Below are 13,759 nucleotides of genomic sequence, written 5' to 3'. Positions count from 1 at the left end.
GTGCTTTCCCTTGGCGCTCTTCTCTTAGCTGGCGAACCCATTTATCCATCGTAGATTTGCCCACATTCATAGCTTGGGCCGCTTCAGTTACTGAGTAGTTTTGCTCTAGGACTAGCTGCGCTGCTTCTAACTTAAATTCTGCACTAAATAGTCGTCTTGTACGTTTTGTCATAATGTCACCTGTTAACTTATGAGGTGATGATATCACCTCTAACTAAGTGACCAAATTCACTATGCCACTACAAGCTCAGCCTCTAACTGTTCCTTTACTTTTTCGAAAGGTAAATTTTTCACCCTGCTATAAATCTTATCTACTAACCTGTTATCGACATCCTCATTAAAAATAAATTGAGAGATAGACTCTACATCAGCCCCAAATGTCCTCAACCTAGGAGAAACAATTGAGACTCTGTTATTTTCATCACTAAAAACATGCACTTGATCTCGGCTGACTTCTCGCACAAAATAAGCAGAATGTGTCGCAATTAATGCTTGAGACCCCGTTTCTTCAAGTAATGAATCCAATAGCTCTACAAAATCTGAAATCATATTTGGATGCATATGAGTTTCAGGTTCATCCAGCAATACAAAAGATCCGTTTTCAATATACAGGCAACAAAGCACAGCGAATTTAAAAAACGTTAGTTGCCCACTACTCATCGAGTGCAGTTCTTTAGAAAGAAGTATTTTAGGATCTGAACTCTTGTCAATACTTGCCCAGCGTTCGAGAGAGGCTTGCTCTCCACCACCATGGTGAAGCTTATAGAGTTGGATATACTTTTTATTACGAGTTTGTACAGCAATATTATTTACTGGCAAAACCTTGGAAATAGCCTCTATAAACAGTTCCCAACGAGAAGACGTACCAATCAAGTCATCACTGCGAGCTAATTGAACCAACATCTCATTAATTGACTTTGTTGCCTTTGCTCGCCCATTTCGTGTCAATGACAAACGTCGATAATAAAGCTTCTGGGTCGTTCTTCTCTCACCTGGAAACGTATTTTGAGTCTCACCCGGTGTCGCTATAGCTAATAAACGATTAATTAGAGGTCGTTCGTTTTTATCACCAGCAGTTAGTGAGATTGAGTTGTCTGGATATCTAAGAGCAGCACGGCAGAAAGATTTTAGAGCCTGACTTTTACCTAATCCATTTTTACCGATTAAAATATTTATTCTTTTAGGTATATAACCGGATTGCTCATAATCCAAATTAATTTCATGCGTATTTTCAAAGCCTTCAAGGCTATACTTTAGAGTTAGCTTTTGAGATATACCATCAAACTTTTCGTCTTCAACACCACCTAAGATGCTATCAGCATTGCTAAAGGCAAAGAAAGCCTCAGAGTTACGCATAAATCCCAGAGTAAAGACTTCAGTATTTATTGCGTGATCAAACCAACTTGTTCTCTTATCTTTGTGCAAGACAACATCATTGGTGACGCTTAATACCTGCTCTAATACTTCAGAACCTAAAGAAGAGACTGCAGTCCTATAAGCCTGCATATCTGGAAGCATCGTAAAAAAGCCAAGCTTATCAAGCTCTTCTTTCACCTCTAAAGAATTTATAAGGGGTAACATATCCATTAAAGAAGTAGATTTATAGTTTATATTCTTAAACCTTTCATCAAGTCCTACACTTTCGGGCTCAAAGAAACCAATTAACATTCTGATTTCAAAAGGTCTATCATCCTGGGGATTAATTAATCTACAAACACAATGAATTTTGTAGCCAAAGTCATTCCAAGAGCTATCATCTGCCCACAACAGAACTTCGTTTTCTTTCGGCCACCTGTTATCTTCAGTAAAAGACAAGTAGAATTTATTTTCTTCCATACTCCAACATCATCCTATGATAATTAGTTCAATAGAAACTCATATATCCCAACATCGGGATTAGTTCAAATCACCGAGCAGTCGGTGGGAATTATCAATACAGCTTTTTAATGCGTCTCAGGCCCTAACGCTCTTACAGCCCTTCGGCTGCAAGAGTGGCTGGGGTAAGCGTGATCAAGCTTAACTGGCGAATAGGCTCATAGTAATACGGCTTGTTCAACAATGGCATCAGTCAGATGCAATTGAGTTTTCTGGGACTCTTTTAAACGCGCTTTGAGTTGGTCGCAAAACGCCATCAGTTCGCCTACTTTTCTGACAATATATTTCTTTTCGTTATCAGGCGGAACCGCTATTAAACAACCTCTAAGCTGAGTTTTATTGATAGACGCCAAATTGGTTGTCTGCTTACTAGAGCCTGCAAAATAGTCTCTAGCAAAAGGTCCATTGAGGTACATTTCGAGCCAAATCTCACTTTGCTCGCTCAGATATGGTCTTGCTTTAAATACATGGTTTTGGTGAGCCATATAAGGCGCTTCAGTACGCCAAATAGCTGTTCGACCAACTTTATCCCAATCGCCGCCTTCCGTAATTAACAGGTCGCCAGCTTCGACAGCATATTTTTCCAACTCATCTACCGGGAGATCGATTTCTTTGACGTTTTGAAGATTCAAATAACCACGTTGAACGTTTGCAACACTTAAATATGGGATAGTCTTTAGTTCTCGACCTGCGAGTTTCCTTCCCTTAGTGATACCACTCTGAATCTCTACAACATCTTCAAACCGACACCACTTCCACCCCTTCGGCAGTTCAAATGGCTTTTCATCCTCAGTAATCGGCGGCAGGGCTTTTTGTTTTTTGATTTTCTTCTCTTTCACCAACTGCGCTTTTTCTTCGGCAATGCGCTCAAGCAGCTTTGCTGCAGGCTCATCAGTTGAGTCTTGCGGCACCAGCTTACCCATGACCGCCAGTTGCAGGATGGTTTGTTTTAGTTGATCGATGCTCGCTTCGGTGGTGAACAAGGTATCGAAGTGCTCACTGATTCGAGCCCAGTTTTGCATCAGCTCATCGGCATCAGCAGAATTGGTTAGCGTGTCTAACAGCGTTGTTACCAATACCTGATGCGCTTCAATGCTAGCTTCGCTTTGTTGCTCTAGTTGGTCGCAGAGCGTCATCAGTTCATCGACTTTGGCGACGATGCGGTGCTGTTCGGAAAGAGGGGCTATTGGCACCAACAGTTCCTCCCATTTACCTCTATTGATAATTGGTGTTGCTGAACCCGTGGCTTTATCTAAAAGACCTTCATAAAAAGAATTTGTTGATACTGCCGCATAAAGGTAATCAGATTCCATTATCAAAGGTCTTAACGCATTGATTTGTTGGTTAAACCCAATAGTCTGAGTTGCTATCGCAGCCTTACCAATCGAGCCACCAATACAAACCATCAAGATATCACCTTGAACAGCTTCAGTACTGTGTAGCAGACCTTCGGAGCTCAGAAATTTTTCAGCTTCTAATAGTTGACCGTTCTGCGTAATCTGTCCCGGACCAATAAAAGGCAACGTTCCTTCAAAAAACTCAGTCTGTTTAGTACTTGGAGTTTTACCTGTTGCACCAATACCTGCATTTCCTAACCTTGACCAAGCCCACCCTTGAGGCAAAATAAAAGGTTCATCTTCATTGGCAATCTTCGATGGCGGCTTCGATTTCTTAATCTTCTTCTCTTTCACCAACTGCGCTTTTTCTTCCGCAATTCGTTCAAGCAGCACAGAAGCAGGCTCATCTGTCGAGTCTTGAGGCACCAGTTTCCCACGCACCGCCAATTCTAAAATCAGCTCACGCAATTTCTTAATCCCATACAGCTCACGCTTTTTGCTGCTACCACGACCAGAGGCTGATTTTGTTTTTACCGTCGATGTCCATACATCAATATTGTCAGTAATTAAGCGTTCAACAGACATTACTTACCCTCGCCTGTTGTGTTTGATGCCAATGCTGCGCCTAAAATATCTTTAAGCTGATTACGAAGCGTAGAGATCTCTTGCTGCTGTTGTTGATAGCTTGCCAGTAGTTCTTCTGGGTCAAGCGTTACCACTTCACCTTGATGTGGGTTTTTAATATCAAGGTTGAAGTTACGCGCAATAATGTCGTCAATCGACACTTTCCACGCATGCTCATTTTCAACACGCGATGCAAAGCCGTCTGACTCTGCGCCCCACCAATCGATCTCTTGTTGGAACTCTTCGAACTTCATCGGTTTGGTTTTGCTGTAGTTCTTCACGCCAGCTGGGTATGGATGCTCGTAGAACCACACATCTTTGGTCGGCTTACCTTTAGTGAAGAACAGAATATTGGTTTTGATGCCCGTGTAGGGGTTAAACACACCATTTGGCAGGCGCACGATGGTGTGCAGGTTACACTCCTCACACAGCATCTTTTTGATTTTGGTTTTTACGCCTTCACCAAACAAGGTGCCATCTGGCAATACTACCCCTGCACGACCGCCATCTTTACCGTCAGCGCCGTTATCCAGCACTTCTACAATCAATTGTAAGAACAGGTCGGCGGTTTCACGGGTTTGCATCTCTGCGGGGAAGTTCTTTTCAATACCGTCTTCTTCGGTGCCACCAAACGGTGGGTTGGTCGCAATCACATTGATGTTGCTGTCCCAGCTTGAAAGCGGCTTGTTGAGCGTGTTGCCGTGTTTGATTTGCACAGGCACTTCAATGCCGTGCAGCATCATATTGGTAATACACAGCAAGTGAGGTAGCTGTTTCTTTTCAACGCCGTGGATCTGCTTTTGTAGCGTTTTATGATCAGCCGCCGTTTTTACATAGTTGTCTTTAACGTGATCAAACGAACAAGCAAGGAAGCCACCTGTACCCGTTGCAGGGTCCATAATCGTTTCACCCAGTTTTGGGTCTAAACGGTTAACGATAAAGCGAGTGACCGAGCGAGGGGTGTAGAATTCGCCTGCATTGCCTGCACTTTGTAAGTCTTTCAGGATTTGCTCGTAAATATCACCAAATAGGTGGCGCTCTGAAGAATCTGTAAAGTCGATTTCATTGAGCTTGTTGATCACTTGGCGCAGCAGTGTGCCGTTTTTCATGTAGTTGAACGCATCGCTAAACGCTTCTTTCACCACATAACCACGCGGGTTGAGATCAACGGGTGCGGTGAGGTTTTTCAGTTTGTAAAACAGATCGTCGTTTACAAATTCAAGCAATGCATCACCGGTAATGCCTTCGGCATCCTGTGCCCAGTTACGCCACAGGTATTTTTCAGGGATCGGTGTTTTGTAATCGTCCAGCTCCAGTTCTAATTCTTCTTCCTGTGCATCAAACACTTTGAGGAACAACAACCAAGACATTTGCCCCAAGCGCTGGGCGTCGCCATCAACACCGGCGTCTTTACGCATAATATCTTGAATAGATTTGATTACTGAGCTGATAGACATGTTTAACTACTTTAGCTAACTAAAAATTAGGCCGAATTATAACAGAACTTAACTCGATAAATTGAAGCTAGGTCTATGAATATGTGGCATACACTGTGTTTTAGTCATAACATTGCTTATTAAATTATCTTCATATATATAAACTTGGCTACGAAATGAAAATAGAATGTCCGCATTGTCAAAAAGATAATGACATCGAATTCGCTGAAAATATCTCTTGCTCAGAGTGCAACAAAAACTTCAAAGGTTATAAATTCAGCAAACGAAAAATAGTATCCACCAGCACTGCGCTGTTGGTAGGAGCATTAGGAAGTCACGCGATTGCAACTGGATTAGATCAAGAAAGGTATCCACTCGACGTTGAATACGCCATTGTCGACACTTGTGTGAACTCCTCTAAAAATATGGTTTCTGTACACTGGTATGAAAGCAAACGAGAAGCTTGTTTATGCGCATTAGAAAAAACAGAAAATGATGTGTCATATTCAGACTATAAATCAGACAGCTCGGCATTCCTTAATACGTTTAAACAATACTCCGGAAAATGCTCATAGTAAGAGAGGCAGCCTATGCTACCTCTCTTTTAATCATTAACGCTTAGGTGTGTTACCACGCCCTTTCCCTGATGGATTAGGTGTTTTGCTTGGGTAGTTTGGGTTTGGTTGGCTCATGATGGTTTCCTCTATTTAGATTGCTTTTGGTTCTTGGCAGCAGCGCGCTGCGCACGACCCGCGAAATCACCTTTAGGAACTTGCCCACCATTTTGTTTTGCGACATTACCTTGGATGCGAGCAGCGGCTTCTGGTGTCATTTGAGCTTTTGATTTAGTCATGATGTTTTCCTTTATGATTTCGTAAATAATGCGTCTTCGCTAAGACGAGGTAATAATAACTAAGGGGGTGGGGACAAATGGGGACAGCTAAGAAACAACACCAAATTCAACAAGCGTTGAATGCGTTAGGGTGGAGTCATAAGGTCTTTGCGGAAATTGTTTATGAAGAGTTGTATGGGGATGAGTACGGGGGATCGCTTGAAACAGATACAGAGGTAATCAGGAAGCTCGCCGCTAATATCAAGAAACAGCTACAACGCCCCTCGACACCAGAAGAATTACTCGATCGATACTTAAATACCTTGTCTGAACACCCAGATTATCAATCGCTTAACCTGGGAAAAATCATTCCACAGTATGTTGCACACACGTGCTTGCATGATGAGATAATAAATGAATTGAAGGCAATATCATGTGCTCTGGACGAGTGATGATAAATAGCTACACGTGACAAGACGGCGACCAAGCCGTCTTGTCATCAAAGGCACAATTAGGCTAATTGATAAATTGCCGCTTCTAATTCATTCACTGCTTCTAAGTATTGCGGTTTACCACCAAAGCCTTTTTTGATGATTTCTGCCATACTGCCAAGTTCATTGAATGGGGCAACTTTCAGAACAGTGATATTCTCCACTTCTGAAACCCCTTCATCGGCATATTTGTCTAATAGGTTGTGCAGTACTTGCTGGGCGGTTTTACCGTATTTGGTGAAGTAATTACGTTTTTTGACATTCTCTGCACGTTCTTTACGGGTCAGGGCGGGTTGGTCGTACACTACGTGGCAAATCATATCGAACGGGTCCATCTCTTTACCCACTTCATCTTCCAACGCTTCCCACAAAATACCCGCTTGTGCGAGTTCATCAATAATGGCTTGCTTGCGCTCTGACTCATTCCACCGCTTGGTGAATTCATTTAAAGACGCAAACTGTTTCACCATGGTTTTACGGGTATAGTCCTTAAACGACTCCGTCACCAATTTGCCATCGGAATCATAATATTGAACACGTTCAGCCAATGCTTTTACCGCAACACCATTGACGTGAAACTTGCGTACTTTGTTTTCATCTTGCCAATCATCACTGTTGTCTGAACTGCTGCCAGAACCATCACCTGTTGGTGGTGTCGAATCATAAGGCGCTTCAGGTTCTTGGATTGAATTAGGATCTATCTCTTCATCACCAAATGGGTTGTTGATATCAATATCATCCATACCATCAATGATGTCATCTAATCCCTCATCCGTTTCAAAATCTTCCGGCGTTGTCGTTTTAACTCGCTCGGGCGTACCATCAAAACGCTCATCGGCGAACAGCTCGGTGGCTTTTTTGAAATCTAAAATCGTGAACCACAGTTTGCCATAGCGGTCATCAATACGCGTACCACGACCAATGATTTGCTTAAACTTGGTCATTGACTGAATACCTTGATCAAGCACCACAAGCTTACAGGTTTTGGCATCTACACCCGTGCTCATTAGCTCGGATGTTGTCGCGATAACGGGGTATTTTTTCTTCGGGTTGATGAAGTTATCCAGCTGAGCTTTGCCTATCTCATCATCACCGGTAATTTTCATTACGTACTTATCGTTCTTCTTCACCTGATCTGGATTTAGATTAACCAGTGCCCGACGCATACGCTCTGCATGATCAATGTCATTACAGAAGACGATGGTTTTAGCCATTGGGTCAGTACGTTTTAAGTAGTTGGTAATGGTTTGAGCGACCAACTCTGTGCGCTCATCAATTACCATGGTGCGATCAAAATCTTTCTGGTTATAGATTCTGTCTTCAATCACTTCGCCGTGTTTATCAGTTTGCCCTTTGGTTGGTCGCCAACCTTGAACATCAACATCAATATCGACACGCACAACTTTGTACGGGGCTAAGAAGCCATCTTCTATGCCTTCTTTTAGTGAGTAGGTATAAACCGGATCACCAAAGTATTCGGTATTAGACACAACATCCGTTTCTTTCGGAGTCGCGGTCAAACCGACTTGGGTTGCCGAGCTAAAATACTCAAGAATTTCACGCCATGCGCTGTCTTCCGATGCGCTGCCACGGTGGCATTCGTCTATGATAATGAGATCAAAGAAATTCGAGTCAACTTGCTTATAGGCTTTTTGTTCTTCTTCTGGTCCAGTTAATGCCTGATACAAAGCAAGATGTACTTCAAAAGCCGGATCAACTTTACGCCCAGTCACTTTGGTCATTGCGGTACCAAAAGGCTGAAAATCGTTGGTTTTGGTTTGATCAACAAGAATGTTTCTATCAGCAAGAAACAGAATGCGTTTTTTCGCTTTTGCTTTCCATAACCGCCAAATGATTTGAAAAGCGGTGTAGGTTTTCCCCGTTCCGGTTGCCATGACGAGTAGTACCCGGTCTTGCCCTGCTGCAACGGCTTCGACTGTTTTGTTGATAGCCTGTAACTGATAGTAGCGAGGAGACTTACCACTGCCATCATCGTGATAATCTTGCGTGATCACGGGTAAATGCTCAGTTTTGTATCCCTTCCAAATACAGTATTTATCCCACAGCTGTTGTGGTGTAGGGAAATCTTCTAAGCGAATTTCTGTTTCAAGTTGAGTTGGGTTAGTCAAATCTCTAAAGATAAAACCATCACCATTGGATGCGAAAACAAAAGGCACCTCTAACAAAGAGGCGTAATCGATTCCTTGCTGCATGCCTTTGCCAATTTCATGTTTGTTCGCTTTCGCTTCAACCACCGCCAGCGGCATACTCGGCTTATGATAAAGTACGATATCAGCAGATTTGACCTTCTTTCTAGCCGCCGCCTGACCACGAACAATCACTTTACCATCACGTAATTTCACCTCTTGGCGAATTTGGGTCATATCATCCCAACCCGCATCTTTAATAGCAGGCAGGATATATTTTGTGATGATGTCTGTTTCTGATAGTTTTGCTTTATTGATATTCGTGACCATACAACTGACCCAAAGAAACCGTTTAGCCGCCAAGTATATAACAGTGTTCATATTAAACCGAGCACATTACCTTTACTATCATGGGGTTATTATGTGCTAGTCATCACATTTCACGCTTGGATATTGACTCTCTTCCCACTCCTCATTCTAACTAAAAGCCGCTATCACCCTTTGCCTAAAACGGCCTAAACGAAGCTCGTCAACTGCTACAGAGTAGCCAGACAGCGATTCAATGCGGCTGGTCCCGATGTCATCCCATGCGATACCCATCTTTGCAGGCTTTAAGGCTTCAATATGTGCCCCTGATGGAGCGGTATTAGGTTGGAATGAATCATATACTTCATCTTTTTTTCGGTTGATGAACATGCAGGTTTCTGGAATATCTTGTTCTATCCGCTCAGCAAAACCAACGAGGCTTTCCTCTGCAAAGGTGAATAGCCACGCTTCTTGATTGGGCGAATCGTTAACCCTCAGTATTCTGCCGAGCACTTGCCTGAAATACAGCTCGGTTTTAACCGCACTCATGTGGCAACAGACTTGAAGCCGTGGAATATCGGTCCCTTCGCTGATCATCCCCACACTCACTATCCATTGCGTATCCGACTGTCTAAATGATTCTATCTCTTCCAGCGGGGCTTCATGGCGATACGTAACAATACAAGCAGATTGCCCAAACTGGTTGATCAGCAACGACTGGATAGTTTTGGCATGCTGAACGGATGCCGCAACAACCAACCCACCGGCTTTGGGTGACTCCATTCGGATCTGTTCCAATTTATCGCAACTTAATCCCAATAAATAATTCATCGCATTGTCGTTGTGAATAACACTTTGATAGGACACATGAGATTGTTTTATCAACTCTAAAATGGATGAAAAAGATTTCATCTCTTCCCCCTCAGAGACCGAAAGGTGTTCATTATCGATAAGAACAATTTTGGGTAAACGACATACTTTGTCATCAATGGCTTGTTTGAGGCCATAGCTAAAGTCACACCGCACCTGTCCTTCTGGATCGGTATATGTTGCCATCGCAATGGGCACAGAGTCTGACCGCCAAGGCGTGCCTGACAAAGCTAACGTATATTTAGCGATACTTTGTAGTTTGCTGATGACTTGCTCTCCCCACACATTAGAGCGACCTTCATCATCAGCAGAGCAATGATGAATTTCATCAAACACAACAAATAAGCGGTGTTTTTTTACTGTGTTCCAGAAATTGTCATCAAGAAAACGAATCGTCTGATACGTATAGGAAGCGCCAAGAGAGCCTAAACCGCCATTAAAAGCGCAGCCTAGCATCCAAGAAAAGGTACTCTGTATTCCTTGAGCAATGGTCAACGATGGAGAGAAGCAAAGCACCAAATCAATCTCATCTTGTTCAATAAGATGCTTGGCCAACTCAGCAGCCATTACCGTTTTTCCGGCTCCCGGTGTCGCCTGACAGAAATAATGAGTTTGCCCTGAGCGGTACAGGGCAAGGGCTGCATTAACACATTCAGATTGCCAAGGCCTTAACATGATGCTGTCGCCGGAGATCTCAACGTTTGTATAGCGTTAGAAAGCGCATTCATTTTTCCTAGTAACTTGGCTGAGCGCTCTTTCGCTTCGGTAAACAGCGGCAACAGGGCATCATGGTTTTCAGGGAACCGGGCTATCAATGATTGGTACTCTTCTACTTCACCCAGTGTTATTGCAAGTTCACCTTCGTGCTGTTTCTTCTCTTTGGCCAATGCCATCAAGGAGCAAGGGTATGGCGCCAACGCACGATCCTGAAGCAATAGCGTTTGCTGAGGTTTTAACTGCAACACTAACTGCTTGAAAACCTCGCTTTGAGCGTATTTTTTAGCCCGACCATTACCACTAGGCATCAGCCACCCTCTACGTTCAAAAGACATGATATGCCTGTAAACAAGTCGACGAGCCTCATCCAAGTTTGTCAGGCTGCTATCTGAAGCAACCAGTTCGTCACGCGCCTCTAATACAGAAAAGTCATCCATCTCTTTTTCTATCAATAACTTATACATATATGGATTTATGGCTTTAATTTGTTTCATTGAGACACTTTCAAGATTTAAAACTTAGGATTGCTAAGTATACAAAAATCAGTAAAACTTAGACAATCTAAGTTATCTATAGGTTGATAAGAAATGTCTAAGTGCAAAAGCCCAACCCAATCCCAGCGAGGCTCAAAGCTGCGCGTAAAAAAGCCAAAATCACCCAAAAAGATCTCGGGGTGAAAATTGGTATGGAACAAAGCTCGGCGAGTGGGCGAATGAATCACTATGAGAAAGGCAGACATGTTCCCGATATCGGTACACTACGCCGTATGGCCGATGAGCTTAATGTACCGCTAAACTATTTTTTCTGTGATAGCGAGCTAAGTGCTGAATTGGCGTGTTTGATCGAAAAGATGAGTGATGAAGAGAAGGCTGCGTTGCTGGCGTCTTTGGGCGGTTAGGCTTAGCCTACTAGCTGTTTGATTGTTAATGCATTGAATATCTGGCCAACAAACTTGAGCTCACCAGTCTCTGCATCCGGTACATATTCCTCATAGGACTCAATTTGCTTGATCACTAGTTCATTGATGTCAGTAGAAAATGGGTTTATCTCATCTAAACCAAAGATCATTTCATAACCTAAAATAAAATCTTCAAGCTGGATGGCAGACTTCCTAGCAGCCAAAGCGGATTCAAGCCCTACAGCTATCAGCTCTTTTAGCATTCCAAGCATGCCATGGCTGGCTGCTAGTAGCCTCATTGCCATTTCAACATCCGCAAAATCAAAGTCAAAGGGCAGCGGTACTGCACCTTCCATTGCCTCTAGTAGGTCTAAGTATCTATCAATTGACGCTTCATCCGTGATTTTGATGTATGGTAATTCCCGCTTTACCATGATCCTCCTATCCCACTGGGAGTCTTCGAGTATCAACTTCGCACTAGGAATACCCACAAAAACAATCGGTAATCGACATTCATCACTGATCATTTTCAGTCTATCTCGAATATCTTGTCGTTCTTTATGCCTGGTACATTCAAAAAGCTCCTGACACTCTTCAATCACCAATAACTTCAGCTCTGTTTGCTTAACGCATCTAATTACATAATCTATTAATCCAAGAACAGACCCCTTGGCTCGGTGATTTTTGTAGACGTCGAGTTCATTCACCATCCAAAGTAACGTTTCCTGCAAAGTAGGTCGAACACGAGTGAGCAATACTTCATCTTCTGATAGGTATTCAGACATATAATGTTTGATTAACGCCGACTTACCCGACCCCGTTCCACCGGTTAACAACATTGAAGGCACGAACGATCCAAATCGACGACGCTTAACTAACCAATCGAGGCCTGAAAATACTTTATCTACCTCAGGGTAGATGGTAAATGACTCATGGTAGATCGCTAGCGTGGTCTCAATGGACGGTTCGGGATTTAAATCAGACATTAGCCTTTCCTCTCTTTTCTTCGCCGATTCCATTTAGAGCGAAAGTCCTCAATCGGATTAACCTCTTTCTCAGTCGGTGAACCAGAACTATGACTCGTAGAGGTACTATTCGGAAGCTTATCAGCCAATTTTGCTTGGGGCGTATCACTATTTACACCTGATATTTCCGCAATTTTCTTGGTAGCTTTAGCCTTGCGCTTTCGCTCTGGAAAAGACATATTCCTCAGATTCTCATGCTCTGATTGAATTCGTTCATGCAACGCTAAACGTGCTTTAGCTAATGACAGTACGTTGATCTCACCATCTATATAGTCTCTATGGGCTTTAACTAACTTTTCGTGCTCACATAAACTTAATTTGTGGGTATAGCCTTTCGAATCCTTGCTTGGAACTTCAATGTACCCTTGTAACTCCTCCAAATAGATATAAATTGTCGATATGTCATCAGGATCTACTTTAATTTTCTTAATAGCGGATGCTTTTGTTTGAGGGTATTCCTTTCGGTATTGCATTAACGCAGTTGAATCATAATCTATGTGCTTAAACTTAATTCCCTTACTTGTTAGTTTTCGATGATGGATACTTCCCATCACAATGGTAAAACTCAGTTCATTCTCAGGTAAAAGCTGTAATGGAGGCAAAACCTCATAACTTTTCTTCCAATACAGGTTGGGGATCCGAGTCTTGCGACTATCTGCGCTAGCATTGTGCACATCGACAATCCAGCGGTGCAATTCTTCAACAAATACACTAAAGCGCATAACCGCATCTTTTTCTGGCTTATAGTCTTCCTTTTCAAGGACATTAGAAAATGTCTTGCCAGGAACCCAACCAACGATGCCCTGAATAAGCTCTCCAAACTTTCGCTCTACAAACGGCTTCAACCACGGTTTTCTAACCTTATTAAATACAATATTAATACCTGCTTCTAAGCAAGAATCTTCTAGACTTTGAGACCAAAACTCTGCGCCATTATCAACAACGAGGTTTTCGATTTTCCCATTACCGGTGTTTTTCAAGGTAGTTGTCACTAGTTGGTCGATTATTAAGCTGCTTCTCTTTCGGGATTTAAGTGTACTGCCCCGATAGGCTGGCAGTTCCTAATATTCTTTGACCAACGTTCTGGTTTCTTGCTTCGATGTGCTGATAACACCTTCTCTCGACGGCTCAGTATTTCTGTATCTTTTCCACTGTGTCGTTCTGACGGCGTAATGTAATTTAGGCGGCTATGCTTATGTTC

General features: G+C 42.8%; 13 protein-coding genes and 1 pseudogene. 3 read left to right on the top strand and 11 right to left on the bottom strand.

What is annotated here, in order from left to right; all coding sequences use genetic code 11:
- From L4D12_RS24640 to L4D12_RS24625, 4 genes are all read right to left on the bottom strand, one after another.
- Positions 1–172, bottom strand: a 172-nt coding sequence (locus L4D12_RS24640; protein WP_428450472.1) for a transposase, incomplete at its 3' end; no start/stop codon positions are given.
- Between the two features lie 59 nt (positions 173–231).
- On the bottom strand, positions 232–1,836 hold the full coding sequence (locus tag L4D12_RS24635; protein WP_428450471.1) for an ATP-dependent nuclease: 1,605 nt from the start codon (positions 1,834–1,836) through the stop codon (positions 232–234).
- A 197-nt stretch (positions 1,837–2,033) separates the two neighbouring features.
- The gene (locus tag L4D12_RS24630; protein WP_428450470.1) at positions 2,034–3,797 is read right to left on the bottom strand and encodes a restriction endonuclease subunit S; all 1,764 of its coding nucleotides are present in this window, start codon (positions 3,795–3,797) and stop codon (positions 2,034–2,036) included.
- Entirely contained in the window at positions 3,797–5,293 is a 1,497-nt protein-coding gene (locus tag L4D12_RS24625; protein ID WP_428450469.1) for an N-6 DNA methylase, read from the bottom strand. Before L4D12_RS24625 ends, L4D12_RS24630 begins: the two co-directional genes overlap by 1 nt.
- A 155-nt stretch (positions 5,294–5,448) precedes the next feature.
- Between L4D12_RS24625 and L4D12_RS24620 the strand changes: the two genes are divergently transcribed.
- The gene (locus tag L4D12_RS24620; RefSeq protein WP_428450468.1) at positions 5,449–5,847 is read left to right on the top strand and encodes a hypothetical protein; all 399 of its coding nucleotides are present in this window, start codon (positions 5,449–5,451) and stop codon (positions 5,845–5,847) included.
- Between the two features lie 128 nt (positions 5,848–5,975).
- Here the strand turns inward: L4D12_RS24620 and L4D12_RS24615 are convergent, their stop codons facing one another.
- On the bottom strand, positions 5,976–6,125 hold the full coding sequence (locus L4D12_RS24615) for a hypothetical protein (RefSeq protein WP_428450467.1): 150 nt from the start codon (positions 6,123–6,125) through the stop codon (positions 5,976–5,978).
- A gap of 77 nt (positions 6,126–6,202) precedes the next feature.
- Here L4D12_RS24615 and L4D12_RS24610 point away from each other — a divergent pair, with 77 nt between their 5' ends.
- Entirely contained in the window at positions 6,203–6,556 is a 354-nt protein-coding gene (locus L4D12_RS24610) for an elongation factor Ts (protein WP_428450466.1), read from the top strand.
- A gap of 59 nt (positions 6,557–6,615) precedes the next feature.
- Here the strand turns inward: L4D12_RS24610 and hsdR are convergent, their stop codons facing one another.
- The 3 genes from hsdR to L4D12_RS24595 all read right to left on the bottom strand — a co-directional run bounded on the left by hsdR (position 6,616) and on the right by L4D12_RS24595 (position 11,129).
- Positions 6,616–9,072 (bottom strand): EcoAI/FtnUII family type I restriction enzme subunit R, encoded by a 2,457-nt coding sequence (gene hsdR / locus L4D12_RS24605; RefSeq protein WP_428450465.1) that lies wholly within the window; start codon positions 9,070–9,072, stop codon positions 6,616–6,618.
- A gap of 147 nt (positions 9,073–9,219) precedes the next feature.
- Positions 9,220–10,593, bottom strand: coding sequence for a DEAD/DEAH box helicase (locus tag L4D12_RS24600; RefSeq protein WP_428450464.1), 1,374 nt, complete (start codon positions 10,591–10,593; stop codon positions 9,220–9,222).
- Positions 10,587–11,129, bottom strand: a complete 543-nt coding sequence (locus tag L4D12_RS24595) for a hypothetical protein (RefSeq protein ID WP_428450463.1) — start codon at positions 11,127–11,129, stop codon at positions 10,587–10,589. The genes L4D12_RS24600 and L4D12_RS24595 overlap by 7 nt, the downstream gene beginning before the upstream one ends.
- 101 nt (positions 11,130–11,230) lie before the next feature.
- On the opposite strand from L4D12_RS24595, the gene L4D12_RS24590 reads away from it, so the two are divergent.
- Positions 11,231–11,533 carry a helix-turn-helix domain-containing protein gene (locus tag L4D12_RS24590; RefSeq protein WP_428450462.1) on the top strand — a complete coding sequence of 101 codons (303 nt, stop codon included), beginning with the start codon at positions 11,231–11,233 and terminating at the stop codon, positions 11,531–11,533.
- Positions 11,534–11,535: 2 nt separating this feature from the next.
- On the opposite strand, the gene L4D12_RS24585 is transcribed toward L4D12_RS24590, so the two are convergent.
- The 3 genes and pseudogenes from L4D12_RS24585 to L4D12_RS24575 form a co-directional block, all read right to left on the bottom strand.
- Entirely contained in the window at positions 11,536–12,519 is a 984-nt protein-coding gene (locus L4D12_RS24585) for a TniB family NTP-binding protein (RefSeq protein WP_428450461.1), read from the bottom strand.
- Entirely contained in the window at positions 12,519–13,550 is a 1,032-nt protein-coding gene (locus L4D12_RS24580) for a Mu transposase C-terminal domain-containing protein (protein ID WP_428450460.1), read from the bottom strand. The genes L4D12_RS24585 and L4D12_RS24580 overlap by 1 nt, the downstream gene beginning before the upstream one ends.
- Before the next feature lie 14 nt (positions 13,551–13,564).
- A pseudogene (locus L4D12_RS24575) lies at positions 13,565–13,759 on the bottom strand (IS3 family transposase); the annotation flags it as partial.

It is taken from the genome of Photobacterium nomapromontoriensis (assembly GCF_050336815.1).
Taxonomy (GTDB): Bacteria; Pseudomonadota; Gammaproteobacteria; order Enterobacterales; family Vibrionaceae; genus Photobacterium; species Photobacterium nomapromontoriensis.
This window is presented reverse-complemented; position numbering and strand designations above follow the sequence as displayed.

Excerpts from the sequence above, each read along its gene's own strand:
- hsdR (WP_428450465.1), bottom strand. The coding sequence starts at position 9,072 with ATGGTCACGAATATCAATAAAGCAAAACTATCAGAAACAGACATCATC.
- L4D12_RS24595 (WP_428450463.1), bottom strand. The coding sequence starts at position 11,129 with ATGAAACAAATTAAAGCCATAAATCCATATATGTATAAGTTATTGATA.
- L4D12_RS24610 (WP_428450466.1), top strand. The coding sequence starts at position 6,203 with ATGGGGACAGCTAAGAAACAACACCAAATTCAACAAGCGTTGAATGCG.
- L4D12_RS24620 (WP_428450468.1), top strand. The coding sequence starts at position 5,449 with ATGAAAATAGAATGTCCGCATTGTCAAAAAGATAATGACATCGAATTC.
- L4D12_RS24600 (WP_428450464.1), bottom strand. The coding sequence starts at position 10,593 with ATGTTAAGGCCTTGGCAATCTGAATGTGTTAATGCAGCCCTTGCCCTG.
- L4D12_RS24630 (WP_428450470.1), bottom strand. The coding sequence starts at position 3,797 with ATGTCTGTTGAACGCTTAATTACTGACAATATTGATGTATGGACATCG.
- L4D12_RS24625 (WP_428450469.1), bottom strand. The coding sequence starts at position 5,293 with ATGTCTATCAGCTCAGTAATCAAATCTATTCAAGATATTATGCGTAAA.
- L4D12_RS24585 (WP_428450461.1), bottom strand. The coding sequence starts at position 12,519 with ATGTCTGATTTAAATCCCGAACCGTCCATTGAGACCACGCTAGCGATC.
- L4D12_RS24635 (WP_428450471.1), bottom strand. The coding sequence starts at position 1,836 with ATGGAAGAAAATAAATTCTACTTGTCTTTTACTGAAGATAACAGGTGG.
- L4D12_RS24615 (WP_428450467.1), bottom strand. The coding sequence starts at position 6,125 with ATGACTAAATCAAAAGCTCAAATGACACCAGAAGCCGCTGCTCGCATC.